Annotated in this window: 26 protein-coding genes; 6 read left to right on the top strand and 20 right to left on the bottom strand. The window is 63.5% G+C overall.

The genetic code is table 11. The annotated features are described in order from the left end of the window. Positions 1-20: 20 nt before the first annotated feature. From accD to HWX53_RS11120, 20 genes are all read right to left on the bottom strand, one after another. Entirely contained in the window at positions 21-893 is an 873-nt protein-coding gene (gene accD / locus HWX53_RS11215) for an acetyl-CoA carboxylase, carboxyltransferase subunit beta (protein WP_175940923.1), read from the bottom strand. A gap of 63 nt (positions 894-956) precedes the next feature. Continuing rightward, positions 957-1,760 carry a tryptophan synthase subunit alpha gene (gene trpA, locus HWX53_RS11210; RefSeq protein ID WP_175940922.1) on the bottom strand — a complete coding sequence of 268 codons (804 nt, stop codon included), beginning with the start codon at positions 1,758-1,760 and terminating at the stop codon, positions 957-959. A 73-nt stretch (positions 1,761-1,833) separates the two neighbouring features. Then, positions 1,834-2,661: a site-specific DNA-methyltransferase gene (locus tag HWX53_RS11205; RefSeq protein ID WP_175940921.1), complete on the bottom strand. Its 828-nt coding sequence runs from the start codon at positions 2,659-2,661 to the stop codon at positions 1,834-1,836. Between the two features lie 7 nt (positions 2,662-2,668). After that, positions 2,669-3,862 carry a tryptophan synthase subunit beta gene (trpB, locus tag HWX53_RS11200; RefSeq protein WP_175940920.1) on the bottom strand — a complete coding sequence of 398 codons (1,194 nt, stop codon included), beginning with the start codon at positions 3,860-3,862 and terminating at the stop codon, positions 2,669-2,671. A 46-nt stretch (positions 3,863-3,908) separates the two neighbouring features. Continuing rightward, positions 3,909-4,577 (bottom strand): phosphoribosylanthranilate isomerase, encoded by a 669-nt coding sequence (locus tag HWX53_RS11195; protein ID WP_175940919.1) that lies wholly within the window; start codon positions 4,575-4,577, stop codon positions 3,909-3,911. After that, positions 4,574-5,377 carry a tRNA pseudouridine(38-40) synthase TruA gene (truA, locus tag HWX53_RS11190; RefSeq protein ID WP_175940918.1) on the bottom strand — a complete coding sequence of 268 codons (804 nt, stop codon included), beginning with the start codon at positions 5,375-5,377 and terminating at the stop codon, positions 4,574-4,576. The genes HWX53_RS11195 and truA overlap by 4 nt, the downstream gene beginning before the upstream one ends. A 1-nt stretch (position 5,378) precedes the next feature. Next, entirely contained in the window at positions 5,379-7,424 is a 2,046-nt protein-coding gene (locus HWX53_RS11185) for a FimV/HubP family polar landmark protein (protein WP_175940917.1), read from the bottom strand. Between the two features lie 175 nt (positions 7,425-7,599). Continuing rightward, positions 7,600-8,721 (bottom strand): aspartate-semialdehyde dehydrogenase, encoded by a 1,122-nt coding sequence (asd, locus tag HWX53_RS11180; protein ID WP_175940916.1) that lies wholly within the window; start codon positions 8,719-8,721, stop codon positions 7,600-7,602. An 81-nt stretch (positions 8,722-8,802) separates the two neighbouring features. Beyond that, the gene (locus tag HWX53_RS11175) at positions 8,803-9,063 is read right to left on the bottom strand and encodes a hypothetical protein (RefSeq protein WP_175940915.1); all 261 of its coding nucleotides are present in this window, start codon (positions 9,061-9,063) and stop codon (positions 8,803-8,805) included. Positions 9,064-9,095: 32 nt separating this feature from the next. Then, entirely contained in the window at positions 9,096-10,163 is a 1,068-nt protein-coding gene (leuB, locus tag HWX53_RS11170; protein ID WP_175940914.1) for a 3-isopropylmalate dehydrogenase, read from the bottom strand. A 30-nt stretch (positions 10,164-10,193) separates the two neighbouring features. Continuing rightward, entirely contained in the window at positions 10,194-10,844 is a 651-nt protein-coding gene (leuD, locus tag HWX53_RS11165) for a 3-isopropylmalate dehydratase small subunit (RefSeq protein ID WP_175940913.1), read from the bottom strand. Positions 10,845-10,868: 24 nt separating this feature from the next. Next, positions 10,869-12,278: a 3-isopropylmalate dehydratase large subunit gene (gene leuC / locus HWX53_RS11160; protein ID WP_175940912.1), complete on the bottom strand. Its 1,410-nt coding sequence runs from the start codon at positions 12,276-12,278 to the stop codon at positions 10,869-10,871. A gap of 245 nt (positions 12,279-12,523) precedes the next feature. Then, the gene (locus HWX53_RS11155; protein ID WP_175942344.1) at positions 12,524-12,736 is read right to left on the bottom strand and encodes a type II toxin-antitoxin system VapB family antitoxin; all 213 of its coding nucleotides are present in this window, start codon (positions 12,734-12,736) and stop codon (positions 12,524-12,526) included. 95 nt (positions 12,737-12,831) lie between these two features. Beyond that, positions 12,832-14,133, bottom strand: coding sequence for a citrate synthase (gltA, locus tag HWX53_RS11150; RefSeq protein ID WP_175940911.1), 1,302 nt, complete (start codon positions 14,131-14,133; stop codon positions 12,832-12,834). 164 nt (positions 14,134-14,297) lie between these two features. After that, a complete protein-coding gene (locus HWX53_RS11145) occupies positions 14,298-14,579 on the bottom strand; it encodes a succinate dehydrogenase assembly factor 2 (protein ID WP_175940910.1) in 282 nt (93 codons plus the stop codon). 14 nt (positions 14,580-14,593) lie between these two features. Continuing rightward, positions 14,594-15,295 (bottom strand): succinate dehydrogenase iron-sulfur subunit, encoded by a 702-nt coding sequence (locus HWX53_RS11140; protein WP_175940909.1) that lies wholly within the window; start codon positions 15,293-15,295, stop codon positions 14,594-14,596. 21 nt (positions 15,296-15,316) lie between these two features. Beyond that, a complete protein-coding gene (sdhA, locus tag HWX53_RS11135) occupies positions 15,317-17,092 on the bottom strand; it encodes a succinate dehydrogenase flavoprotein subunit (RefSeq protein WP_175940908.1) in 1,776 nt (591 codons plus the stop codon). A gap of 5 nt (positions 17,093-17,097) precedes the next feature. Next, a complete protein-coding gene (gene sdhD / locus HWX53_RS11130; RefSeq protein ID WP_175940907.1) occupies positions 17,098-17,466 on the bottom strand; it encodes a succinate dehydrogenase, hydrophobic membrane anchor protein in 369 nt (122 codons plus the stop codon). Position 17,467: 1 nt separating this feature from the next. Then, complete coding sequence (gene sdhC / locus HWX53_RS11125) at positions 17,468-17,878, bottom strand: succinate dehydrogenase, cytochrome b556 subunit (protein ID WP_175940906.1); 411 nt, start codon at positions 17,876-17,878, stop codon at positions 17,468-17,470. 172 nt (positions 17,879-18,050) lie between these two features. Further along, positions 18,051-18,857, bottom strand: a complete 807-nt coding sequence (locus tag HWX53_RS11120) for a GntR family transcriptional regulator (protein ID WP_175940905.1) — start codon at positions 18,855-18,857, stop codon at positions 18,051-18,053. Positions 18,858-19,263: 406 nt separating this feature from the next. Between HWX53_RS11120 and HWX53_RS11115 the strand changes: the two genes are divergently transcribed. The 6 genes from HWX53_RS11115 to HWX53_RS11090 all read left to right on the top strand — a co-directional run bounded on the left by HWX53_RS11115 (position 19,264) and on the right by HWX53_RS11090 (position 24,965). After that, a complete protein-coding gene (locus tag HWX53_RS11115) occupies positions 19,264-19,455 on the top strand; it encodes a hypothetical protein (protein WP_175940904.1) in 192 nt (63 codons plus the stop codon). Then, positions 19,448-20,434 (top strand): malate dehydrogenase, encoded by a 987-nt coding sequence (locus HWX53_RS11110; protein ID WP_175940903.1) that lies wholly within the window; start codon positions 19,448-19,450, stop codon positions 20,432-20,434. Before HWX53_RS11115 ends, HWX53_RS11110 begins: the two co-directional genes overlap by 8 nt. Positions 20,435-20,595: 161 nt before the next feature. After that, the gene (locus tag HWX53_RS11105) at positions 20,596-21,588 is read left to right on the top strand and encodes an aldolase/citrate lyase family protein (protein ID WP_175940902.1); all 993 of its coding nucleotides are present in this window, start codon (positions 20,596-20,598) and stop codon (positions 21,586-21,588) included. Positions 21,589-21,698: 110 nt separating this feature from the next. Further along, a complete protein-coding gene (prpC, locus tag HWX53_RS11100) occupies positions 21,699-22,871 on the top strand; it encodes a 2-methylcitrate synthase (RefSeq protein ID WP_175940901.1) in 1,173 nt (390 codons plus the stop codon). 89 nt (positions 22,872-22,960) lie between these two features. Further along, a complete protein-coding gene (locus HWX53_RS11095; RefSeq protein ID WP_175940900.1) occupies positions 22,961-23,482 on the top strand; it encodes a hypothetical protein in 522 nt (173 codons plus the stop codon). Positions 23,483-23,513: 31 nt separating this feature from the next. Beyond that, positions 23,514-24,965, top strand: a complete 1,452-nt coding sequence (locus HWX53_RS11090; RefSeq protein ID WP_175940899.1) for a bifunctional 2-methylcitrate dehydratase/aconitate hydratase — start codon at positions 23,514-23,516, stop codon at positions 24,963-24,965. Positions 24,966-24,993: the final 28 nt, after the last annotated feature.

Genomic DNA, 24,993 nt, shown 5'->3' with positions numbered 1-24,993 from the left:
GGCGCGGGCACAAAACGGCGTCAAGCCACCGAATCGGCCGGCTGTCGCGTCATCAGCGCCATCAATTGAGCGATTTCTTCGCGCATCTTGCGGCGATCCACGATCATGTCGATCGCGCCCTTCTGCAACAGGAATTCCGCGCGCTGGAAGCCTTCGGGCAACTTCTCGCGCACCGTCTGCTCGATCACGCGCGGGCCGGCGAAGCCGATCAGCGCCTTCGGCTCCGCGATCACGACGTCGCCCAGGAACGCGAAGCTCGCGGACACGCCGCCCATCGTCGGGTCGGTGAGAACGGAGATGAACGGCAGTTTGGCGTCGGCGAGCTTGGTCAGCATGGCGGTGGTTTTGGCCATTTGCATCAGCGAAAGCAGGCTTTCCTGCATGCGCGCGCCGCCCGACGCCGTGAAGCAGATGAAAGGCACGTTCTGCTCCAGCGCGTTGCGCGCGCCGCGAGCGAAGCGTTCACCGACCACCGAGCCCATCGAGCCGCCCATGAACGCGAACTCGAAGCATGCGACCACGCACGGCAGCGTATGGATCGCGCCGCCCATGACCACCATCGCGTCGGTTTCGTCGGTGTCTTCCATCGCCTCTTTAAGGCGGTCCGGATACTTGCGGCTGTCCTTGAACTTGAGCGCGTCGACCGGCACGATTTCCTGGCCGATTTCATAGCGGCCTTCCGGATCGAGCAGGCGGTCGAGCCGCTCGCGCGCGCCGATACGCATGTGGTGGCTGCACTTCGGGCAAACATGCAGATTCGCCTCGACGTCGTTGCGGTACAGCACCGCTTCGCACGACGGACACTTCACCCACAGCCCTTCCGGGATGCTCTTGCGGTTCTTGGGATCGGTTTGCTTGATCTTGGGCGGCAGCAGTTTGTCGAGCCAGCTCATCGTTGTTCCTTGACTGATCGGGGCAGCGCCGCGCACCGTCGACGACGGCCGCGGCGGCACATGTTATTTGGCGGAATCGAGCGCCGCGCGAATTTCCGCGATGAAGCTCGTGAGCGACGCGGCGGCCGTGTCCGGCGGCGCCTCTTCGAGCAACTGCACGAGCCGGCTTCCGATGACGACCGCGTCCGCGACTTCCGCGACGGCGCGGGCCGTCTCTGCGTCGCGAATGCCGAAACCGACGCCGACCGGCAGCGGCACCTGCGACTTGATGGCCGGGATTTTACTCGCGATGCTGGAAACGTCCAGATTTGCCGCGCCCGTCACGCCCTTGAGCGACACGTAATACACGTAGCCGCTCGCGATCTTGCCGACCGCCGCCACGCGCTCATCGGTCGATGTCGGCGCGAGGAGAAAGATCGGATCGATGCCAGCCGCGCGCATCGTCGCGCCGAAATCGCTGGCTTCCTCGGGCGGGTAATCGACAACGAGCACGCCGTCCACGCCCGCCTGCTTCGCGGCTTGCGCGAACGCGTCCGCGCCCATGCGCTCGATCGGATTCGCGTAGCCCATCAGGACGACAGGCGTGTCGCCGTCGGTCTCGCGAAAGCGCGCCACGTCGGCGAGCACGCGCTTGAGCGTGACGCCGCGCGCCAGCGCGCGCTCCGACGAACGCTGGATGACGGGGCCGTCGGCCATCGGATCGGAAAACGGCACGCCCAGTTCGATGACGTCCGCGCCGCCCTTGGCGAGCGCGTGCATGAATTCGACGGTTTGCTCGGGGTTCGGATCGCCCGCCGTGATGAACGGAATCAGCCCTTTGCGGCCTTGCGCGGCAAGCGTCGCGAAAGTGTTCTTGATACGGGACATGAGAATTCTCGTAAGCGTATTCGTTAGCGTCGATCATTCGACGCGTTTCAGCGACGATGCGGCGGCTCGCGCTTTATTCGGCGGTCTCGGTTTCAGCGGTCAGCGGCGCATCCAGCTTCGCCAGGCGGCTTTCCGCGATGGCGCAGTAGTCCGCGTTGATCTCGAAGCCCGTGAACAGCCGGCCGTGGCGCGCGCAGGCAACGGCGGTCGTGCCGCTGCCCATGAACGGATCGAGCACGCGGCCGCCCGGCGGACAGCTTGCCAGCACCATGCGCTCGACGATTTCCAGCGGCTTTTGCGTCGGATGATCGACCCGCTCCGCGTGCTGCCGATGCAGCCGCGAGACGGACCACACATCCTTCGGGTTGTAGCCCATCTCGAGCCACTTGCTGCCTTCGAAAATCTTGCGCGAGCGCGCCTTTTTCGTCGCTGCGTCGTAGGGAATGCGCACCGGATCGAGATCGAAGTAGTAGTCCTTCGATACCGCGAAATAACCGATGTTGTCGTGCACCGACGTGTATTTGCGCGTGGTTCCGCCCATGCTCGGCACGCGCCGGTCCCAGACGATCTCGTTGACCATCGTCATCCGGCGCTTCAGAAACACGAACAGTTCCGGCGAATACTGCCAGGTGCAGAAGATGTACATCGACCCGCTTTTCTTGAGCTTCGGTATCGCGATGTCCAGCCAGCGATACGTCCACGCAAGAAAGGCCTCGCCGGACAGCATGTCGGAATCGTTCCCGTAGTCCTTGCCGAGCCCATAAGGCGGATCGGCGACGATCAGATCGATCGACGCATCGGGAACGGAGGCGGCATCGGCGAGAAAATCGCGGTTCCGAATGTCGATGCCGGCGCCTTGCAGCGCGCCGGCGGACATCGGTTCGTCGATAACGGTGCGCATCTGCGGCTTAGAACTGGATGCCCGATCGCTCGGCGACCGTGTGCATGTCCTTGTCGCCGCGGCCCGACAGGTTGACGAGCAGCACCTTGTCGCGCGGCAACGTCTTTGCGAGCTTCGCCCCGTACGCCAGCGCGTGACTCGACTCCAGCGCCGGAATGATGCCTTCGATACGGCAGCAGTCGTGGAACGCCTTCAACGCCTCGTCGTCCGTAATGCCGACATACTCTGCGCGGCCGACGTCCTTGAGCCACGCGTGCTCCGGACCGACGCCCGGATAGTCGAGCCCCGCCGACACCGAATGCGTCTCGATGATCTGGCCGTTGTCGTCCTGCAAGAGATAGGTGCGGTTGCCGTGCAGCACGCCGGGGCTTCCGCCCATCAGCGACGCCGCGTGCCGACCGGTGTCGATACCGTCGCCGGCCGCTTCGACGCCGATCAGTCGCACGGCTTCGTCCTCGATATACGGATAAAAGATGCCCATCGCGTTCGATCCACCGCCGACGCACGCAATCACGGCATCCGGCTGACGGCCCGTCATTTCGGGCATCTGCACGCGGCATTCGTCGCCGATCACGCGCTGGAAGTCGCGCACCATCATCGGGTAAGGATGCGGCCCGGCCACGGTGCCGATGATATAGAACGTGTTTTCCACGTTCGTCACCCAGTCGCGCATGGCTTCGTTGAGCGCGTCCTTCAGCGTACGCGAGCCGGATTCCACGGGCACGACGGTCGCGCCCAGCAGTTTCATGCGATAGACGTTCGCCGCCTGCCGCTTCACGTCCTCGGCGCCCATGTAGACCACGCACTCCATGCCGAAGCGCGCCGCGATGGTCGCCGTCGCCACGCCGTGCTGTCCTGCGCCGGTCTCGGCGATCACGCGCGGCTTGCCCATCTTGCGCGCGAGCAGCGCCTGCCCGATCACGTTGTTGACCTTGTGCGCGCCCGTGTGATTCAGGTCTTCGCGCTTCAGATAAATCTGCGCGCCGCCGAGCATGTCGCTCCAGCGTTTCGCGTGATAGATCGGGGAAGGACGGCCGACGTAGTGCTTCAGTTCGTAGTCGTATTCGGCCTGGAATGCAGGGTCCTGGCGGGCTGCGTCGTAGGCGCGGCGCAGTTCGTCCAGTGCGTGAATAAGCGTTTCGGAGACGAACACGCCGCCATATTGGCCGAAGTGGCCTCTTTCGTCAGGCAAGTTGTACATTGCGTCACTCTCTCGGTGGCGAGCCTTGGTTGGCTCGCAGACGGAATCAACCGGCGTCCGCTTCGCGCACTGCGCGCACGAACGCGGTCATTCGGGCGGAATCTTTTACGCCCTTGGCGCCCGGCACTTCGATGCCGCTCGAGACATCGACCGCGAACGGGCGCACGCGCCGGATGGCGTCACTGACGTTTTGCGCGTTCAACCCACCACTCAAAACGGCCCGATGCCCGAGATCTGTTGGAATAAGTGACCAATCGAATACCTTTCCACCGCCGCCGAAGCCCTCGACGAGTGCGTCGAGCAAAATACCGCCTGCAGCCGCATAGTTAAGCGACGATTCTACCAAATCGCTTGCGGCCGCATCAGGCCCTACACGCACTGCGCGCCACCAGGGCAAACCCGCAATCGCGGCCAGTTCTGCACACTGCTCGGGCGTTTCGTCGCCGTGAAATTGCAGCAGCGAGAGCGGCACGTTCGACGTCACCTCGCGAACCCATTCGGGCGTCGCGTTGACGAACAGACCAACCGCCGCCACGAGCGGCGGCACGTAGCGACACAAGTCCACCGCCTGAGACACGGTCAGCGAGCGCGGACTCGGCGGATAAAAGACGAAACCCACCGCATCCGCGCCCAGCGCGACGGCGTGCTTGACGTGCTCCACTGTCGAAAGTCCGCACAGCTTGATTCTGGTCCGGTGCAAATCTTGATCTTTCATGGCTGGTCGGCCCAAACGGCGCTCCACGGCATGCTTGCAATATGCGGCGGCGGAACCGCGAAACGCTCGGGATATCCGACTTCCGCGAGATAAAGCCCGTCGGGCATGAAGGTCGGCGCGGCGGCGCGACGGTCGCGCGTTGCGAGCACGTCGGCCATCCACGACGCGGGATAGCGTCCGCGCCCGATCGCGACGAAGCAGCCCATCAAATTGCGCACCATGTGATGCAGGAACGCATTCGCCCGAAAACGAAAGTGGACGAAATCTCCCTGTTCGCGCACGTCGATCCGATAGAGATGCTTGACCGGCGTCTTCGACTGGCAATCGGCCGCACGGAAGGACGAGAAATCGTGCTCGCCGATGAGGCACGCGGCGGAATCGCGCATCGCGGCGACGTCGAGCGGCGTGTGCACCCAGCCCGTGCGTTTCGCCAGCATGGGTGAACGCACCGGATTGACGTACAGAACGTAAAAGTACGTGCGCTCGAAGGCCGCGAAACGGGCGTGAAAGTCGTCGGGCATCGCCTTCGCCCACTGAACGGCGACCGAACTCGGCAGAAACGCGTTCGTCCCGCGCACCCACGAGAAGTCGGTGCGGTCCAGTTCGGTGTCGAAGTGCACCACTTGCCCGAGGCCGTGGACGCCCGTGTCCGTTCGTCCGGCGACGACCGTCTGAACCGGCGTCTGCGTGAATTCCGCGAGCGCGCGCTCCAGTTCATTCTGCACCGTATTGCCATGCGGCTGCGATTGCCAGCCGCAAAACGCGGCCCCGTCGTACTGAACGCCTAACGCTATGCGCATATCAGGAGTGCGGCGCGAGCGTCGAGAGCAAGCCGGCCGCTTGCTGGCGCGTCGCCTGATCGTTCGATGCGATCACTTCCTGCAACAGCGTGCGCGCGCCCGAAAGATCGCCCAATTCGATGTATTCGACCGCCAATTCCAGCTTATTGCGCGCGATGGTCGCCAGTTGCGCGGCGGTCAGCGCGGGCAGCGGTTCGGTGTGGCTGGATGGCAGATCAAGATTGAAGTCAAGACTCAACGGGCCGAACTGCGTCGCGCCCAGCCCTGCAACGGACGGCGCGCCGGCCGTTCCCGCTTCGATACGCGCTGCGGCGGACGACTGATCCTCGTCGGCAACCGACGGCAGCGCGAATGCCTGCGCCTCGTGCGCAGGGTTCGTTTCGGCAATCGGCTGCGGAACGAAAGGCTCGTCCCCGACCGACCGGTGTGCCGGCGCGTCGTGGCGCGGAGCGTGGTCATCGGAAGGCGGAGCCAGCGTCAGCTCCATGCGAGGCGGCAGGCTCATGTCGAGCGAGTCTAGCGCCTGGACGGCTTCGGTCGGAAACTTGGGCATCGGGAAGCGGTCAGCGGATGCCGGTTCGTCGTCCTCGACGCCCGCAGGATGCTGCTCGGCGTCGCGCGCGGCTTGCTCTTCGACGGCGCGTTGTTGCGCTGCGCGCTGCTCCGCAGCTTGCTGCCGCGCGGCAACCGCCTGCGCTTCGCGCAACTCGGCTTCGCGAGCGATGATCTCGCGCGCCGCCGCTTCGCGAGCCTGATGCGCCTGCGCTTCCTGTTCGGCGGCTTCGCGAGACGCCTCGTCGCGCCCGGCAAGCTCGCGCTCCAGTGCTTCGCGCGCTGCGGCTTCACGCGCTGCCGCTTCCCGCTCCTCCGCTTCTCGAGCGGCGGCCTGCCGCGCGGCGGCTTCCCGTTCTTCGGCTTCCCACTTTTCGGCTTCGTGCGCTGCGGCTTCGCGGGCAGCGATTTCCCGCGCGTGAGCCTCCTGAGCCTCATGCGTTTGCGCGTCGGCCGTGCCCGCATGTGAAAGCGGCGGAACGAAGGCAGCGTGAGCCGCGGCCGGCGGCGTCGGAATGAACGGCTCGGCAGGCTCTGTGCGATTCGGCTGGTCCGCGCGCGCTTCGGGCGTTCTGGCGGACTCGGGCGCGTCATCCGCCGACGGCGTCGCGAAAGACTGCGCCGCTTCGTAACTTTCCAGGCTCGCAGCCACGGCGTTCAGTTCGGATTGATCGCGCTCGACGGCGGTACCTTCCAGATCGGCTGCCGATTCAGCACGCTGCGGCGTTGCGGCGGGAACCGGCGCGGGCGGCTGCTGGCGGGCTTCGGCTTCGGCCTGAGCGCGGCGCTTGTTGCGGCGGAGCACGAGAAACAGCAGCACGGCGATGACCGCGAGAACGAGCGCGATCAGTTTCGGATCGATGCCGCCGTGCGCTTGCGGCGCGGTCTCGGCCGGAGGCGCGCTCGCGACGGGTGCGACGGCAGGGGCGGCCTCGGGCGCCGCCTGCGATGCCGCCGAAGCCGTGGCCGGCGTGGCCGGCTCGCTCGCGGCCGGTTCGGCGGCGGACGCCGCCGGCTGAACCGGCGCGGTTTCGACCGCCGGCGACGACGACTGCGCTGCACTTGCCGCATTCGTCGACGGCGCGCTCGGCTGAACTGCCTGCGGCGCTGGCGCCGGCGCTGCGGCACCTTCAGAGGCCGCGCCGGCATCCGTAGCCGGAACGTTCAACACCGCGCCGAGCTTCAGCCGATTGATGTCGTGCCCCGCGAACGCGTTCGGATTCGCGTCGAACAGCGCGCGCGCCATCTTCTCCTTGACGGCCCGCTCTTTCGAACCGGTGAGTTCGCCCGCGATATCGCTGAGCGACTGCCCCGGCTTCACGGCGTACCGCTGCGCAGGCGCATTGCCGGGCGCGGCGGCATCGGCTGTCGCGCCGCTCGCCTGCGCGAACGCCGCGCCGGAGTTCGTCCAGAACGCCGCGCACAGAACGGCGCTGGCCGCGGCAAGCGCCGCACGCGATGACGGGATGAAGGACCGGCGGGGTCGTCGAATCATTGAAGCTCCAGAGGTACGGCGAAGGTTGATACGAACAGCAAGGCTGGTGCGCGCCCCAATCGTACGACCGGTCGATTCGCTCGCAGTCCCAAAAATGCGGCTCCATAAACAAAAAGCGCCGCGATAACGCGACGCTTCCTGGACGAGGTCCGCGCTCTCAGGCGCGTAGTTTACTTTACTTGTCCAACAGAATGCGAAGCATGCGGCGCAACGGCTCCGCGGCGCCCCACAGCAGCTGGTCGCCGACGGTGAACGCCGACAGGTATTCGCCGCCCATCGCGAGCTTGCGCAGACGGCCGACCGGCACCGTCAGCGTGCCGGTGACGACTGCCGGCGACAGATCGCGCATCGACGCTTCGCGCTCGTTCGGCACGACTTTCACCCAGTCGTTTGCCGAGGCCAGAATGCCGTTGACCTCGTCGAGCGGCACGTCCTTCTTCAGCTTGATGGTCAACGCCTGCGAGTGGCAGCGCATCGCGCCGATACGCACGCAGAGGCCATCGACCGGAATGGAACCCGGCTGGCCCATCGCGGGCTTGCCGAGAATCTTGTTGGTTTCCGCGCCGCCCTTCCACTCTTCCTTCGACATGCCATTGCCGAGATCCTTGTCGATCCACGGAATCAGCGAGCCGGCGAGCGGCACGCCGAAATGGTCGGTCGGCATGGCGTCGCTGTTCATCGTGGCGAGCACCTTGCGGTCGATATCCAGAATGGCCGACGACGGATTCGCGAGATCGTCCGCCACCGACGCGTTCAGGGCGCCCATTTGCGACAGCAGTTCGCGCATGTTCTGCGCGCCCGCGCCCGATGCGGCCTGGTACGTCATGGCCGTCATCCAGTCGACGAGGTTTTCGCGGAAGAGGCCGCCCAACGCCATCAGCATCAGGCTGACGGTGCAGTTGCCGCCGATGAAATCGCGTCCGCCCTTGACGAGCGAATCCTTGATGACGTCGAGGTTCACCGGATCGAGAATGATGACCGCGTCCTCCTTCATGCGCAGCGCCGAGGCCGCGTCGATCCAGTAGCCCTTCCAGCCCGCCGCGCGCAGCTTCGGATACACGTCGTTCGTGTAGTCGCCGCCCTGGCAGGTGATGATGGCGTCGCACTTCTTCAGGTCGTCGATGCTCGTCGCGTCTTTGAGCTTCGTCTCGTTTTTGGCGAACGACGGCGCGTTGCCGCCCGCATTGCTGGTGCTGAAAAACACCGGTTCGATCAGGTCGAAATCGCCTTCCTGCTGCATGCGCTGCATCAGCACGCTGCCGACCATGCCGCGCCAACCCACGAGACCTACGTTCATGACTAACCTTATTTGTTGAGGCTTCCCCGCATCCTTACCCGGCGTGGCCGCGCGGGGAAGACGCTCGGACACGAGGGACGATCAGCGAATCGTGATCGCTTTGATGGAGAGTTTCGTAATGCGCGTTTTCGACGTGCCGATAGTGCCAATAGCGCCAATGCTGGCGGTGCCGTCGATGCGCGTGACGATGGCGAAGCCGGTCGCGCGAGCGTCGATGCCGCGGCCGATGCAATCCGTAGAGAATTGAGAGTTCTTCGCCATGACCAAAGAATATACACGAAACGCGGCGTTTTCGTCGGAAGTACCGTCTTTCCGGTGAAATCGCCGCGAATTGCGCGTCAACTGTACCGACTCGGGTGTTCCCGAGACGGACATTACAGCGCTGCCAGCACCGCGTCGCCCATTTCCTTCGTGCCGACGGTCCTGCCGTCCTGCGTCGCGATATCGCCCGTACGGTAGCCCTGCTCGAGCACCTTCTTCACCGCGTTCTCGATGCGATCCGCCTGCTCCGTCTTGCCGAGCGAATAACGCAGCATCATCGCGGCCGACAGGATGGTCGCGAGCGGATTGGCCACGCCCTTGCCCGCGATATCCGGCGCGGAACCGTGCGACGGCTCGTACAGACCCTTGTTGTTCTTATCGAGCGACGCCGACGGCAACATGCCGATAGAGCCGGTCAGCATCGCGGCTTCGTCGGAGAGAATGTCGCCGAACATGTTGCCGGTCACGACCACGTCGAATGCCTTCGGCGCCTTGACGAGCTGCATCGCCGCGTTGTCCACATACATGTGCGACAGCTCGACGTCCGCGTATTCCTTCGCGACGTCGATCATCGTGTCGCGCCAAAGTTGCGACGTTTCCAGCACGTTGGCCTTGTCGACGCTCGTCAGCTTTTTCTGGCGCTTTTGCGCGGCCTGAAACGCGACGTGCGCGATACGGCGCACTTCCGGCTCCGAATAGCGCATGGTGTCGAAACCTTCGCGCGCGCCTTCGAACGGGCCGTCCGGCGCTTGCCGCACGCCGCGCGGCTGGCCGAAGTAGATGTCGCCATTTAGTTCGCGCACGATCAGGATGTCGAGCCCCGACACGATTTCCGCCTTCAGCGACGACGCGGCCGTCAGTTGCGGATAGCAGATCGCCGGACGGAAGTTCGCGAAGAGCTGCAGATGCTTGCGCAGGCCGAGAATGGCTTGCTCCGGGCGCAGCGCGCGCTCGAGCGAGTCGTACTTCCAGTCGCCGACCGCGCCGAAGAGAATCGCGTCGGCCTCTTTCGCGAGGGCGAGCGTCTCGTCGGGCAGCGGATGCCCCTTCGCTTCGTAACCCGCGCCGCCGACGGGCGCTTCCTCCAGCTCGAACTTTTCGCCGAGCGCGTTCAGCACCTTGACCGCTTCGGCCGTGATTTCCGGACCGATCCCGTCGCCGGGGAGCACTGCAATCTTCATGTCGCTTCCTTCTACGTGTGCGTGTTTCGTTTATCCGACGAGCCGATTGTTCAGCCACGGCTGCTTCGCGAGCCGCTCGGCTTCGAACTGCTTGATCTTGTCCGCGTGGCGCAGCGTGAGACCGATGTCGTCGAAACCGTTCAGCAGGCAGTACTTGCGAAAGCCGGGCACGTCGAACGCGTACTCGGTGCCGTCGCCGGTGCGCACGACTTGCGCTTCGAGATCGATGGTCAGCTTGAAGCCGACGAACGCGTAAGTCTCGTTGAAGAGCTTGTCGACCTGTTGCTCCGACAGCACGACCGGCAGCAAGCCGTTCTTGAAGCAGTTGTTATAGAAAATGTCCGCGAAACTCGGCGCGATGATCGCGCGGAAACCGTACTGTTCCAGCGCCCACGGCGCATGCTCGCGCGAACTGCCGCAGCCGAAGTTCTTGCGCGTGAGCAGAATCGACGCGCCCTGATAGCGCGGCTGGTTCAGCACGAAGTCCGGATTCAGCGGACGCTTGCTGTTGTCCTGGCCAGGCTGGCCGACGTCCAGATAACGCCATTCGTCGAACGCGTTCGGGCCGAAACCGGTGCGCTTGATCGACTTCAGGAACTGCTTCGGGATGATTGCGTCGGTATCGACGTTCTCGCGGTCCAGGGGCGCCACGAGGCCGCTATGCACGGTGAATTTTTCCATGATCTGTCTCTGTGTCCCGTTGGGTTACGCGAGCTTGCGCACGTCGACGAAGTGACCTTCGATGGCCGCCGCGGCGGCCATCGCCGGGCTGACGAGGTGCGTGCGGCCGCCCGCGCCCTGACGCCCTTCGAAGTTGCGGTTCGACGTCGATGCGCAGCGTTCGCCCGGCTCCAAACGGTCCGCGTTCATCGCGAGGCACATGGAGCAGCCCGGCTCGCGCCACTCGAAACCGGCGTTGGTGAAGATCTTGTCGAGCCCTTCGCGCTCGGCCTGCGCCTTCACGAGACCCGAGCCAGGCACGACCATGGCCGTGCGGATGTTCGACGCCACGCGCTTGCCGAGCGACTTCACCACGTACGCGGCGGCGCGCAGGTCTTCGATGCGCGCGTTCGTGCAGGAGCCGATGAAAATCTTGTCCGGCTTGATCGATTCGATCGGCGTATTCGGCTGCAACGCCATGTAGTGCAGCGCGCGTTCCATGGCATCGCGCTTCACCGGGTCTTTTTCGCGCTCGGGATCGGGCACGCGACCGTCGATGGACGTCACCATTTCCGGCGACGTGCCCCACGTCACTTGCGGCACGATCTCGGCGGCGTTAATCTCCACCACCCGGTCGAAGTGCGCGTCCGGGTCCGACTTGAGCGTGCGCCAGTACTCGACTGCCTGATTCCACTCGACGCCCTGCGGGGAATACGGACGATCTTTCAGGTAGTTGATGGTCGTATCGTCGACGGCGACCATGCCCGCGCGCGCGCCCGCTTCGATCGCCATGTTGCAGACGGTCATGCGGCCTTCCATGCTGAGCGCGCGAATGGTGGAGCCGCCGAACTCGATGGCGTAGCCCGTGCCGCCCGCCGTGCCGATCTTGCCGATGACCGCGAGCGCGATGTCCTTACCCGTGCAACCGCGCGGCAGCGGACCTTCCACCTTGACGAGCATGTTCTTGCTCTTCTTTTGCAGGAGCGTTTGCGTAGCGAGCACGTGCTCGACTTCCGACGTGCCGATACCGTGCGCGAGCGCGCCGAACGCGCCGTGCGTGGACGTGTGCGAGTCGCCGCAGACGATGGTCATGCCCGGCAGCGTCGCGCCCTGCTCCGGCCCGATGATGTGCACGATGCCCTGCCGCAGGTCGTTCATCTTGAACTGCGTGATGCCGAACTCGTCGCAATTGGCGTCGAGCGTGTCGACTTGCAGCTTCGACACCGGATCGGCGATGCCTTGCGAGCGGTCGGTGGTCGGTACGTTGTGATCGGACACGGCCAGATTCGCGCTGATGCGCCAGACGGGACGCTGATGCAGCTTGAGCCCTTCGAAGGCTTGCGGGCTCGTCACTTCATGCAGCAGATGACGGTCGATATAGAGGATCGAGGTGCCGTCCTCTTCCGTGTGGATGACGTGCGAGTTCCACAACTTGTCGTAGAGAGTCTGGGACATGGTGAGCGCTTCTCAGATGACTGCGGGGTGACGCTGCTTCGCTTCGTCGGCAGCTTGTTGGACGATTATGCCACCTTCGCGCGCCGCTTGGGTAATAGGCTAAGGCAAAAAAGCTATTGAAAACATGGGGTTATGGTAGTGGTATCAGTACCTGGATGGGCACTACCAGCCTTCCGCTCCCCTGCCGTCAATGTTGGAGCACTGCATTGACGCCGAGCTCTCCCGCGACTTTGTGCAAGCGCTTATCACGCGTCCGGATCTTCATGCCCTTCTTGCCGACGACGGCGAGGGCCTTCAACGTCCGGCTGACTGCCGCCGAGGCTCGCAAGCCGCCGCGCTGCTTCGCGCTGCACGAGCGCCTTCAGTGCCTCGTACACAACCGCGGATTCGTCCGTCAGACCAGTGTAAGCCTGAGCTCTAGTCAGTAAGTCACGATCAATTGCGATAGTCGTTCGCATATCAGTATCCCCGTCGATTCTGTCATCCGCCATGCCAAAAGGCCCCGGCAGTCGCCCGCCGGGGCCTTCAACGCTACCTCAACCGTGAGATCGGCTTAACGCTGATCCAGCGGCTTCGCCTCACGCGGCGTCTGACCAATAAACAACTGACGCGGACGGCCGATCTTCTGCTCGGGATCGGCGATCATCTCGTTCCACTGCGCGATCCAGCCGACGGTACGCGCCATCGCGAAGATGCAGGTGAACATCGACGTCGGAATGCCGAGCGCGCGCTGCACGATGCCCGAGTAGAAATCGACGTTCGGGTACAGCTTGCGCGACACGAAGTATTCGTCTTCCAGCGCGATCTTTTCCAGTTCCATCGCGAGCTTGAAGAGCGGGTCGTCGTGCAGGCCGAGCTCGTTCAGCACTTCGTGGCAGGTTTCGCGCATCAGCTTGGCGCGCGGATCGTAGTTCTTGTAGACGCGGTGGCCGAAGCCCATCAGCTTCACGCCCGAATTCTTGTCCTTCACCTGCTTGATGAATTCGGGAATGTTCTCGACGGAGCCGATCTCTTCCAGCATGTTCAGCGCGGCTTCGTTCGCGCCGCCGTGCGCCGGGCCCCACAGACACGCGATACCGGCCGCGATACATGCGAACGGATTCGCGCCCGAGGAGCCCGCGAGACGCACCGTCGACGTCGACGCGTTCTGCTCGTGATCCGCGTGCAGAATCAGGATGCGGTCGAGCGCGCGCACCAGCACGTCGTTGACCTTGTACTCTTCGCACGGGTTCGAGAACATCATGTGCATGAAGTTCGCGCTGTACGACAGGTCGTTCTTCGGATAAACGAACGGCTGGCCGATGCTGAACTTGTACGCCATCGCGACGAGCGTCGGCAGCTTCGCGATCATGCGGATCGCGGAGACTTCGCGGTGACGCGGATCGTTGATGTTGAGCGAATCGTGATAGAACGCCGACAACGCGCCGACTGCCGCAGTCAGCACGGCCATCGGGTGCGCGTCGCGACGGAAGCCGCGGAAGAAGAAGTGCATCTGCTCATGCACCATCGTGTGACGCGTCACCGTGTCGACGAATTCCTTGTTCTGCGCGGCGTTCGGCAGTTCGCCCTTCAGCAGCAGATAGCAGGTTTCGAGGAAGTCGGCGTTCACGGCCAGTTGCTCGATCGGGTAGCCGCGATACAGCAGCTCGCCCTTGTCGCCGTCGATATACGTGATCGCCGAATTACACGCCGCCGTCGACATGAAGCCCGGGTCGTACGTGAACTTGCCGGTCTGCCCGTACAACTTGCGGATGTCGATCACGTCCGGGCCCATCGTGCCCTTGTAGATCGGCATTTCGACGCTCGGCGAGTTGTCGCTGAACGATAGCGTGGCTTTAACATCTGACGGGGTCATAGCACATCCTCAATCGAAGTATGGATACAGGTTTTCGATAATTTGCACGACGGAAGCTGCGCGGCAACGCTCGGGTAGCCGCGAGTGCTTAGGCTGGTCGTCGCTTGGTGTTTCGGCCCGGTTGCTGCGCGTATTGTGCAAAACTCCCGGGATCTCTGCCGAAATCACACCGAACGCAGCCACTGCAGCAGGCGCATCACGTCCGGCGTGGCGAGATCGCCTTCCGGTTCGGTGCGCGCGAGCAGCAGGTCCATCAGTTCGTTGTCGCTCAGCTCCAGCAGGCGGGTCAATGCGGCCACGTCGGCGTCGCTGAGGTCATGCTCATATCGGCTGAAAAAACGCTCGAAGATCAGATCGTTTTCCAGCAAGCCGCGCCGCGCGCGCCAGCGAAGACGCGCACGGCGAAGAGGGTCGGACTGATGCGAGTCGTCTTGCTTGTCGACCATGTCATCATCCTTTGTCAAACCGCCCGCCGCACCAGCATTTCCCTGATCTTGCCGATGGCCTTCGTCGGGTTGAGTCCCTTCGGGCACACATCGACGCAGTTCATGATGGTATGGCAGCGGAACAGGCGATACGGGTCTTCCAGATTATCGAGCCGCTCGCCAGTGGCCTGATCGCGGCTATCGGCGATAAAGCGATACGCCTGCAGCAAACCCGCCGGACCCACGAACTTGTCCGGATTCCACCAGAAGCTCGGGCACGACGTCGAGCAGCTCGCGCACAGAATGCACTCGTACAGCCCATCGAGTTCATCCCGCTCCACCGGCGACTGCAAACGCTCCTTCTCCGGCGGCGGCGTGTCGTTGATCAAGTACGGCTTGATCGAGTGATACTGGTTGAAGAACTGCGTGAAGTCGCAGATCAGATCGCGCACCACCGGCAGCCCCGGCAGCGGACGCAGCACGATGCGCTGCGGCAGATCGTTCAGGTTCGTCAGACACGCGAGCCCGTTCTTGCCGTTGATGTTCATCGCGTCCGAGCCGCACACGCCCTCGCGGCACGAGCGACGGAACGACAGCGTTTCATCCAGTTCCTTCAGCTTCACCAGCGCATCCAGCAGCATGCGTTCATGCGTCAGGTCGAGCTCGTAGCGCTGCATGCGCGGCGCGGCGTCCTTGTCCGGATCGTACCGGTAGACCTCGAAAATTCTCTTTGCCATTTGGATATCCTTGCCCTTGCCTTAGAAGGTACGCGCCTTCGGCGGCACCGATTCGACCGTCAGCGGCTTCATCTGCACCGGCTTGTAGTCGAGGCGATTGCCTTCGCTGAACCACAGCGTATGACGCATCCAGTTCTCGTCATCGCGATGTTCGTAGTCGCTATGCGCATGCGCGCCGCGGCTTTCCTTGCGCGCCTCGGCCGAGACCATCGTCGCGCGCGCCACTTCGATCAGGTTCGCCAGCTCCAGCGCCTCGACCTTCGCGGTGTTGAACACCTTCGACTTGTCCTTCAGATGCACGTGCTTCACGCGCTCGGCCAACTCCGCGATCTTGCCGACGCCCTCTTCCAAGAGCTTCGAGGTGCGGAACACGCCCGCGTGCGATTGCATCGTCGCGCGGATGTCGTTGGCGATATGCTGCGTGTATTCGCCCGAGGTCGACTTCTCCAGCACCGCGAGGCGTTCCATCGCGAAGTCGGCGGCGTCGGCCGGCAGCGGCTTGTGCTCTTTCATCTCGGTCGCGTGCTTGATGATGTGATTGCCCGCCGCGCGGCCGAACACGACGAGATCCAGCAGCGAGTTCGTGCCCAGACGGTTCGCGCCGTGCACCGACACGCACGAGCATTCGCCCACTGCATAGAAGCCGTTGACCGGATCGTCGTAGCCCTTCGCCGTGCCGACGACCTGACCGTGCATGTTCGTCGGAATCCCGCCCATCTGATAGTGGATGGTCGGCACCACGGGAATCGGCTCTTTGATGCAGTCCACGTTGGCAAACTTGAGCGCGATCTCGCGGATCGACGGCAGACGCTTCATGATCGTCTCGGCGCCGATGTGCGACAGGTCCAGCAGCACGTGATCCTTGTTCGGACCCACGCCGCGGCCTTCCTTGATCTCCTGGTCCATCGAGCGCGAGACGAAGTCACGCGGCGCGAGGTCTTTGAGCGTCGGCGCGTAGCGTTCCATGAAGCGGTCGCCGTTCGCGTTACGCAAAATGCCGCCTTCGCCGCGCACGCCTTCGGTGATCAGCACGCCCGCGCCCGCGACGCCCGTCGGGTGGAACTGCCAGAACTCCATGTCCTGCAGCGCGATGCCCGAGCGCGCGGCCATGCCGAGGCCATCGCCCGTGTTGATGAACGCATTGGTCGATGCCGCGAAGATGCGACCCGCGCCGCCCGTGGCGAACAGCGTGGTCTTGCCTTCGAGGATGTACACGTCGCCCGTTTCCATCTCGAGCGCGGTCACGCCGAGCACGTCGCCGTCGGCGTCGCGGATCAGGTCCAGCGCCATCCATTCGACGAAGAAGTGCGTCTTGGCCGCGACGTTCTGCTGATACAGCGTGTGCAGCAACGCGTGGCCCGTGCGGTCAGCCGCGGCGCAAGCACGTTGCACCGGCTTCTCGCCGTAGTTCGCGGTATGGCCGCCGAACGGGCGCTGATAGATGGTGCCGTCCGGATTGCGGTCGAACGGCATGCCCATGTGTTCGAGTTCATAGACCGCATTGGGCGCTTCACGGCACATGAACTCGATCGCGTCCTGATCGCCGAGCCAGTCGGAGCCCTTGATCGTGTCGTAGAAGTGATAGTGCCAGTTGTCTTCGCTCATGTTGCCGAGCGACGCGCCGATGCCGCCTTGCGCGGCCACCGTATGCGAGCGCGTCGGGAACACTTTGGAGAGCACCGCGACGGACAGGCCCGCGCGCGCGAGCTGCAGCGACGCGCGCATGCCCGAGCCGCCCGCGCCCACGATCACCACGTCGAAACGACGACGCGGCAAGGAAGTCTTGATTGCAGCCATGTTCTTTAAACTCTCCAGAGAATCTGTGCAGCGTAGCCGGCGCATCCGATGAGCCACAGGACGGTCAGCACCAGCAGACCGAGGCGCAATCCGACGGGCTTCACGTAATCCATCCAGATGTCGCGCATGCCGACCCACGCGTGATAGAAGAGCGAGAGCAAGGCGACGAAGGTGGCGAGCTTCATCCACTGCATCGCGAAGATGCCGGCCCAGCCTTCGTAAGAGAAGTTATGTGCGCCGAAAAAGAGCACGAGCAGCAAGAGCGTGTACACCGCCACGGCGACGGCCGTCACGCGTTGCGCGAGCCATTCGCCTGTGCCGTAATGCGCGCCCACGACGAGGCGCTTGGGGCCGACCCGGTTTTGCGTTCCCATGTTAGAAGGCTCCGAAAAGTTTCAGCGCGACGGCAAGCGTCAGCACGAGCGACACGACCAGCACCGCGATGGCGGTCTGCCGTCCGCCTTCCTTGTTCACGGCCACGTGCATGTCGAGCACGAGAAAGCGGATACCCGCGCAGAAGTGATGCAGATACGCCCACGACAGCACGAGCGTGATGATCTTGACGATGGGGTGCGCGAGAAAGCCCTTGAACGCGTCGAAGCTAATCTCGGACGTGAGGCTCTGGTCGAGCAGATACAGCAGAAAGGGCAGCGCGATGAAGAGCAACAGACCGCTGATGCGATGCAAAATGGACACCTTGCCCGCCCAAGGCAAGCGATACTTCGCGATCTGTCCAAGCCCGATGTTCCGGTACTCGGGCCTTGGTTTTTTTACGGCTTCAGCCATGCTAGACCCCAACTTGTTATTACACTAACCCGCGATTTTAGCGCCTTTTCATTCCGCAACGCAGCGAAAAGCGGCCCAAGAGACTGTTGCCGCCCACGCGAAAATAGCGCCCTCGAATGCCCTTGCCAGGCCGCTTCCAACCAGGCGGACCACTCGACCCAAGCCCGCGCGCTCAACTCAAGTCGTTCTGATAGTAATAGCCGCTCGTCACGTACCAGCCGCGCCGCACTTCCACCGGACGATCGCCGTAGGTGTACGAAATACGTTCGACCGACAACAGCGGATAGCCCGGCTGCACATCCAGCAATTGCGCGACCGGCTCTTCCGCCGCGACCGCCCGAATCTTCTCCGACGCGCGAATCATGCGCGTGCCGAACTCCGTTTCGAACATCGCGTAGAGCGGGCCTTTGTAGTCGGCGAGGCGCTCCGCCGTCAGCCCGCGAAACACGGCGCCCGGCAACCAGATTTCGTCGAAGACGGTGGTGACGCCATCGAATTGCAACAGACGCTTGATAAGAACGACGGGATCGGCGGGCTTGAGATCGAGCTGGCGCGCGATTTCCGCGGGCGCGCGCAGGCGTCGGCATTCGAGCAGGCGGCTGACATGGGGATGAATGTCGCCATCGTCGGGCAGAAGGCGCAGGAAGCGGAATTGCACGCGATCTTCGCTGTGCGTCGCAACGAACGTGCCTTTGCCCTGACGGCGCACGAGCAGGTTGTCGGCGGCGAGTTCGTCGATCGCCTTGCGCACGGTGCCCTGGCTCACCTTGTAGCGGGCCGCGAGCTCGACTTCGCTCGGAATGATCTCGCCCGGCTTCCATTCGCCCGATTCGAGGCCCTGCGTGATGAGTGCCTTGATTTGCTGGTACAGCGGGCTAAACGTCGGCGACGGCGCGCCCGCGGGCTCGCCCGCCTGTGCGCTGCCGTTCTGTGGGGGCGTGCCCGCCGAGTTTGGCGCGTTCGAATTCATGCCGCGCATTTCAACACAAAGGCCCGTCGCCCGTCCACATTTTCACGTAAGGTTCTATGTCTTATATAAGACATAAGATAGTGTTGACTTTGCCTCCGGGCAATCCTACACTCCTTGTCGAGCAAGGGTTTGCGGGTCGTCGCACGGTTCCGGAAACGTTCGTTCGGCGCGGTTTTTCCGGCGGTTTTCGCCGGAATCGCCAGTGTCGGGCGCGCGCCGGGTCCACGCCACCAACCGCCAGGCACGCCCTTTCGCTTCGCCTTACGCCGATCGGCCACACGATTCGCGCGCCGCTGCCTGTCTACCGCCTCGCAACGTCCAGCGCCGTCTCGAATGGGCGCTTGCCGTCAGACTCTAGCGAAAATGCGCCTCCTCGCGCAGTCCCGCACTTTCCGCTCATAGAAGGATTCATGGCATGACGGTCATGCCGCCACGCAGCCATGCGGGAAAGCGCAGCCATGCGGCGCGCGGCCCGCGTGGCGGAAGGCTCTCAGCAATCCGCGGGCGGCATGTCCGGCATGACATCATCAACGCTTTGCGTAACGCGCATAAAATGGCGTTTTTCCCTAGCGTTCCACGCACCGTCCAGGAGAGTTTCAATGGCTAAGTCCGCAAAGCGCGTTGCCGTCACCGGCGCCGCAGGTCAAATCGGCTACTCGCTGCTGTTTCGCATCGCCAACGGCGATCTGCTCGGCAAAGACCAGCCCGTGATCCTTCAGCTGCTCGATCTGCCGCAAGCGCAAGCCGCCGTGAAGGGCGTCGTGATGGAACTGGAAGACTGCGCCTTCCCGCTGCTCGCGGGCGTCGTCGTCACGGACGATCCGAAGGTCGCGTTCAAGGACGCCGACATCGCGCTGCTCGTCGGCGCGCGTCCGCGTTCGAAGGGCATGGAGCGCAAGGACCTGCTGTCGGCCAACGCCGAAATCTTCACGGTTCAGGGCAAGGCGCTGAACGAGGTCGCGAGCCGCGACGTGAAGGTGCTGGTCGTCGGCAACCCGGCGAACACGAACGCCTACATCGCGATGAAGTCGGCGCCGGACCTGCCGAAGAAGAACTTCACCGCCATGCTGCGTCTGGACCACAACCGCGCGCTGTCGCAACTGGCGGCCAAGTCGGGCAAGCCGGTGGCGTCCATCGAAAAGCTCGCCGTGTGGGGCAATCACTCGCCGACCATGTACCCGGACTTCCGCTTCGCGACGGCCGAAGGCGAAAACCTGACGAAGCTCATCAACGACGACGAATGGAACCGCAACACGTTCATCCCGACCGTCGGCAAGCGTGGCGCCGCGATCATCGAGGCGCGCGGCCTGTCGTCGGCGGCATCGGCGGCTAACGCGGCGATCGACCATGTGCGCGACTGGGTGCTCGGCACCAACGGCAAGTGGGTCACCATGGGCATTCCGTCGGACGGCTCGTACGGCATTCCGGAAGACATTATCTACGGCGTGCCCGTCACGTGCGAAAACGGCGAGTACAAGCGCGTGGAAGGCCTGGAAATCGACGCGTTCTCGCGCGAGAAGATGGACAACACGCTGAACGAACTGCTGGAAGAGCGCGACGGCGTTGCGCATCTGCTGGGCAAGTAAGCACGGCGGCACGGGGAAGCGCACGCGCTTCCCTTCAGCGCGGACTTCGCGGTTCGCGCCTGATCCGGTCGCGCTTGCGTACCTCGCGTACCGCTGCGAGCGCGGCCGAATCAGAACACGAGCAGCATCGCATTCACATTTCCTCGGACCCGACGCCGACAATGCCCGCTCTCTCCCCCGCCGACGTGCTGTTTGACGGCGAGCCGCAACCCGCAGTTCTGCCGCCCTGCGACCACTACGCGGGCAGCGAGAAGCTGATCAGGAAGTCGCTCGCGTTGCAGGCGCAGCTCGGCCCGGTGTTCGACATCACGCTCGATTGCGAGGACGGCGCGCAGGTCGGTCGCGAGGCCGAACATGCGGAGATGGTGGCGTCGTTCGTCGGCGGCGAGGACGACCGCTTCGGGCGCGTCGGCGTGCGCATTCACGACTTCCAGCATCGTGCATGGCGCGACGACGTGCGCATCATCCTGCGTCAGGCGAAGCAGGCGCCGGCCTATGTGATGCTGCCGAAGATCCGCAGCGTCTCCGATGCCGCCGAGATGGTCGCGTTCATCGAGGCCACGCGGCGCGAGTTGGGCATCGCGAAGGCCATCGCCTGTCATGTGCTGGTCGAAACGCATGGCGCGCTCGCGGATGTCTTCCGGCTGGCCGCGCTGCCCGGCGTCGAGTCGCTGAGCTTCGGACTGATGGACTTCGTGTCCGCGCACAACGGCGCGATTCCGGATTCCGCGATGCGCTCGCCCGGTCAGTTCGACCACCCGCTCGTGCGACGCGCGAAGCTGGAGATTGCGGCCGCATGTCACGCGCATGGCAAGGTGCCGTCGCACAACGTGTCGACGGAAGTGCGCGATATGGCGGTCGTCGCGAACGATGCCGCGCGCGCCCGCAACGAGTTCGGCTACACGCGCATGTGGAGCATTCATCCGGAACAGATTCGCCCGATTGTCGAGGCTTTCTTGCCGCGCGCCGACGAAATCACGCTGGCCGCCGAGATTCTGCTCGCGGCACAGCGCGCGCAGTGGGGCCCGACGCGCCACGGCGACACGCTGCACGACCGCGCGAGTTATCGCTATTACTGGTCGGTGCTGCGCCGGGCGAAGTCGACGGGACACGCGCTGCCCGACGAGTGCGCGCCGCTTTTCGGCGAGAACTAGATGCAAGCTGACACGAGCCTTTGGTCACGCGACGCGAGCGCAAGCCCGGCGCGCGTTTCAAGCGAAAGAAACGACGCCGCGGGGCGGGCGTTCACAGGAGACTTGAAGCAATGAGCGACACCGTATCGAGCGACGCAGCCGCAGCCGGTGGTTTCAAGCCGAAGAAATCTGTCGCGCTGTCGGGCGTGACAGCGGGCAATACCGCTTTGTGCACCGTCGGCAAGACCGGCAACGACCTGCACTATCGCGGCTACGACATTCTGGATGTCGCGACCACGTCCGAGTTCGAAGAGATCGCGTATCTGCTCGTGCATGGCAAGCTGCCGAACGTCGCGGAACTGAAGGCGTACAAGACGAAGCTCAAGGCGCTGCGCGGCTTGCCTGCGAACCTGAAGGCCGCGCTCGAATGGATTCCCGCCTCCGCGCATCCGATGGACGTGATGCGCACCGGCGTCTCCGTGCTCGGCACGATTCTGCCGGAGAAGGAAGATCACAACATCGCGGGCGCGAGGGACATCGCCGACAAGCTGATGGCCTCGCTCGGTTCGATGCTGCTCTACTGGTATCACTACTCGCACAATGGCAAGCGAATCGAAGTCGAAACCGATGACGACTCTATCGGCGGCCACTTTTTGCATCTGCTGCATGGCGTGGAGCCGTCGCAGTCGTGGGTGCAGGCGATGCATGTATCGCTCAACCTGTATGCCGAGCACGAGTTCAATGCGTCGACGTTCACGGGTCGCGTGATCGCAGGCACGGGCTCGGACATGTATTCGGCGATCACCGGCGCAATCGGCGCGCTGCGCGGTCCGAAGCACGGCGGCGCGAACGAAGTCGCATTCGAAATTCAATCGCGCTATGAGACGCCCGACGAAGCGGAAGCCGACATCAAGCGTCGTGTGGAGAACAAGGAAGTCGTGATCGGCTTCGGGCATCCGGTTTATACGATCTCCGATCCGCGTAACAAGGTCATCAAGGAAGTCGCGAAGTCGCTGTCGAAAGAAGCGGGCAATACCAAGCTCTTCGATATCGCTGAACGCCTCGAAACGGTGATGTGGGACGCGAAGAAGATGTTCCCGAATCTCGACTGGTTCAGCGCGGTGTCGTATCACATGATGGGCGTGCCGACCGCGATGTTCACGCCGCTCTTCGTCATCTCGCGCACGTCGGGATGGAGCGCACACATCATCGAGCAACGCATCGACAACAAGATCATCCGGCCGAGCGCGAATTACACCGGGCCCGAGAATTTAAAGTTCGTGCCGATAAATAAGCGAAAATAGCGGGCTGCGCGATCGGAATTCGCTTTTTGGCGACTCCCATCCGCGCAGCACCCGCCACTCAACCCAAATGTTTCTGAAAGGTTTCACCGATGAATAAACTTCTGATCGCTGCAATCGTCGGCACGCTCGCCACGTCGAGCGTGTTCGTGAGTGCCGACGCCTTCGCCGCGACAACCGAATCGAGCGCGGCCAAGGCCAAGCGCCCCGCTCCGGCACGCCGACTGATCAAGCGCAAGCCCAAGGCCGAAGCGGCTGCGGCAGCGAAGACGGACCCGATCCCCGACGGCGCAATCAAGTGGTCCTGCAAGGACGGCATGGCTTTCTACCTGAAAGGCGACATGAAGCGTGACGCGATCGTCACGGTGAACTGGGCCAAGAAGGACTACAAGCTGCCGCGTCAGGACACCACGACCGGCGCAGACCGCTTCCACGACGCCGCCACCGGCATGGACCTCGTCGTCATCCCGACGAAGGCGATGCTGTTCTCGGACAAGGACTCCTCGCGTCTCGCCGACGAGTGCGTGACGGCCGAGATGGCAGCCGGCGCCACGGCGCCCACGCAGGCGGAAGCGTTGAAGCAGAACCCGCTGATGCTCAAGCCGGCGGAATAAGCCACATCAGTATTCAATACAGGAATCCTCGATGTCCGCACCGATCTCCAATGTCCGGCCCGAACCGGACAAGGTACTCGTCGACATAGTCGACTACGTTCTCGATTACGACGTCGACAGCGCCCTTGCGCTGGAAACCGCGCGCAATTGCCTGATCGACACACTCGGTTGCGGACTCGAAGCCCTCTCGTACCCCGCCTGCACCAAGCTGATGGGACCGATCGTGCCCGGCACGATCGTCCCCAACGGCGCGAAGGTGCCGGGCACCCAATTCCAGCTCGATCCGGTTCAGGCCGCGTTCAACATCGGCGCGATGATCCGCTGGCTCGACTTCAACGACACGTGGCTCGCCGCCGAATGGGGCCATCCGTCGGACAACCTCGGCGGCATTCTCGCCACCGCGGACTGGCTCTCGCGCAACGCCGTCGCGACCGGCAAGCAGCCGCTCACGATGAAAGACGTCCTGATCGCGATGGTCAAGGCGCACGAGATTCAAGGCTGCATCGCGCTCGAAAACTCGTTCAACAAGGTCGGGCTCGATCACGTGCTGCTCGTCAAGGTCGCATCGACGGCGGTGGTCGGGCAGATGATCGGCCTGTCGCGCGAAGAACTGATCAACGCGGTATCGCTCGCCTTCGTGGACGGGCACTCGCTGCGCACGTACCGTCATGCGCCGAATACCGGCTCGCGCAAGTCGTGGGCGGCGGGCGACGCGACTTCGCGCGCCGTGCGTCTCGCGTTGATCGCGAAGACCGGCGAAATGGGCTATCCGTCCGTGCTGACCGCCAAGACGTGGGGCTTCTACGATGTCCTCTTCAAGGGCAACGAGTTCAAGTTCCAGCGTCCGTATGGCTCGTATGTGATGGAGAACGTGCTCTTCAAGATTTCGTTTCCGGCCGAATTCCATTCGCAAACGGCGGTGGAGGCGGCCATGACGCTGCACGACAAGCTGAAGGAAGTCGGCAAAGGCGTCGAAGACATCGCGAAGATCACCATTCGGACCCACGAAGCGGCGATTCGCATCATCGACAAGAAAGGCCCGCTCGATAATCCGGCTGACCGCGATCACTGCATTCAGTACATGATCGCCGTGCCGCTGATTTTCGGCCGTCTGACCGCTGCCGATTACGAAGACGTCGTCGCGAAAGACCCGCGCATCGACACATTGCGCGCGAAGATGGAATGCGTGGAAGACCCGCAATTCACGAAGGATTATTTCGATCCGGACAAACGTTCGATCGCGAACGCGCTGACTGTCGAGTTCAACGACGGCACGAAGCTCGATGAAATCGCGGTCGACTATCCGATCGGACACAAGCGCCGCCGCGCGGACGGTATTCCGCTGCTCGTCGAGAAGTTCAAGACGAACCTCGCGCGGCGCTTTCCCACCAGGCAACAACAGGCGATCCTCGCGGTATCGCTGGACCAGGCAAAGCTGGAAGCAATGCCGGTCAATGAATACGTCGATCTGTACGTGATTTAGTCGATCGACTCGGTCATACAGAAACGTT

It is taken from the genome of Caballeronia sp. BCC1704 (genome assembly GCF_902833455.1).
Taxonomy (GTDB): domain Bacteria; phylum Pseudomonadota; class Gammaproteobacteria; order Burkholderiales; family Burkholderiaceae; genus Caballeronia.
Note: the sequence above shows the minus strand (reverse complement) of the source record. Positions and strands in the feature narration are given on the sequence as shown.

What these genes read in the sequence shown, in the direction of transcription:
- leuB (WP_175940914.1), bottom strand. Translation starts at nt 10,163, where the DNA reads ATGAAGATTGCAGTGCTCCCCGGCGACGGGATCGGTCCGGAAATCACG.
- trpA (WP_175940922.1), bottom strand. Translation starts at nt 1,760, where the DNA reads ATGTCCCGTATCAAGAACACTTTCGCGACGCTTGCCGCGCAAGGCCGC.
- HWX53_RS11145 (WP_175940910.1), bottom strand. Translation starts at nt 14,579, where the DNA reads ATGGTCGACAAGCAAGACGACTCGCATCAGTCCGACCCTCTTCGCCGT.
- leuD (WP_175940913.1), bottom strand. Translation starts at nt 10,844, where the DNA reads ATGGAAAAATTCACCGTGCATAGCGGCCTCGTGGCGCCCCTGGACCGC.
- HWX53_RS11115 (WP_175940904.1), top strand. Translation starts at nt 19,264, where the DNA reads ATGACGGTCATGCCGCCACGCAGCCATGCGGGAAAGCGCAGCCATGCG.
- HWX53_RS11185 (WP_175940917.1), bottom strand. Translation starts at nt 7,424, where the DNA reads ATGATTCGACGACCCCGCCGGTCCTTCATCCCGTCATCGCGTGCGGCG.
- sdhA (WP_175940908.1), bottom strand. Translation starts at nt 17,092, where the DNA reads ATGGCTGCAATCAAGACTTCCTTGCCGCGTCGTCGTTTCGACGTGGTG.
- gltA (WP_175940911.1), bottom strand. Translation starts at nt 14,133, where the DNA reads ATGACCCCGTCAGATGTTAAAGCCACGCTATCGTTCAGCGACAACTCG.
- sdhC (WP_175940906.1), bottom strand. Translation starts at nt 17,878, where the DNA reads ATGGCTGAAGCCGTAAAAAAACCAAGGCCCGAGTACCGGAACATCGGG.
- accD (WP_175940923.1), bottom strand. Translation starts at nt 893, where the DNA reads ATGAGCTGGCTCGACAAACTGCTGCCGCCCAAGATCAAGCAAACCGAT.
- HWX53_RS11195 (WP_175940919.1), bottom strand. Translation starts at nt 4,577, where the DNA reads ATGAAAGATCAAGATTTGCACCGGACCAGAATCAAGCTGTGCGGACTT.
- HWX53_RS11120 (WP_175940905.1), bottom strand. Translation starts at nt 18,857, where the DNA reads ATGCGCGGCATGAATTCGAACGCGCCAAACTCGGCGGGCACGCCCCCA.
- HWX53_RS11110 (WP_175940903.1), top strand. Translation starts at nt 19,448, where the DNA reads ATGGCTAAGTCCGCAAAGCGCGTTGCCGTCACCGGCGCCGCAGGTCAA.
- HWX53_RS11140 (WP_175940909.1), bottom strand. Translation starts at nt 15,295, where the DNA reads ATGGCAAAGAGAATTTTCGAGGTCTACCGGTACGATCCGGACAAGGAC.
- prpC (WP_175940901.1), top strand. Translation starts at nt 21,699, where the DNA reads ATGAGCGACACCGTATCGAGCGACGCAGCCGCAGCCGGTGGTTTCAAG.
- trpB (WP_175940920.1), bottom strand. Translation starts at nt 3,862, where the DNA reads ATGTACAACTTGCCTGACGAAAGAGGCCACTTCGGCCAATATGGCGGC.
- asd (WP_175940916.1), bottom strand. Translation starts at nt 8,721, where the DNA reads ATGAACGTAGGTCTCGTGGGTTGGCGCGGCATGGTCGGCAGCGTGCTG.
- sdhD (WP_175940907.1), bottom strand. Translation starts at nt 17,466, where the DNA reads ATGGGAACGCAAAACCGGGTCGGCCCCAAGCGCCTCGTCGTGGGCGCG.
- HWX53_RS11205 (WP_175940921.1), bottom strand. Translation starts at nt 2,661, where the DNA reads ATGCGCACCGTTATCGACGAACCGATGTCCGCCGGCGCGCTGCAAGGC.
- HWX53_RS11105 (WP_175940902.1), top strand. Translation starts at nt 20,596, where the DNA reads ATGCCCGCTCTCTCCCCCGCCGACGTGCTGTTTGACGGCGAGCCGCAA.
- HWX53_RS11155 (WP_175942344.1), bottom strand. Translation starts at nt 12,736, where the DNA reads ATGCGAACGACTATCGCAATTGATCGTGACTTACTGACTAGAGCTCAG.
- HWX53_RS11095 (WP_175940900.1), top strand. Translation starts at nt 22,961, where the DNA reads ATGAATAAACTTCTGATCGCTGCAATCGTCGGCACGCTCGCCACGTCG.
- truA (WP_175940918.1), bottom strand. Translation starts at nt 5,377, where the DNA reads ATGCGCATAGCGTTAGGCGTTCAGTACGACGGGGCCGCGTTTTGCGGC.
- leuC (WP_175940912.1), bottom strand. Translation starts at nt 12,278, where the DNA reads ATGTCCCAGACTCTCTACGACAAGTTGTGGAACTCGCACGTCATCCAC.
- HWX53_RS11090 (WP_175940899.1), top strand. Translation starts at nt 23,514, where the DNA reads ATGTCCGCACCGATCTCCAATGTCCGGCCCGAACCGGACAAGGTACTC.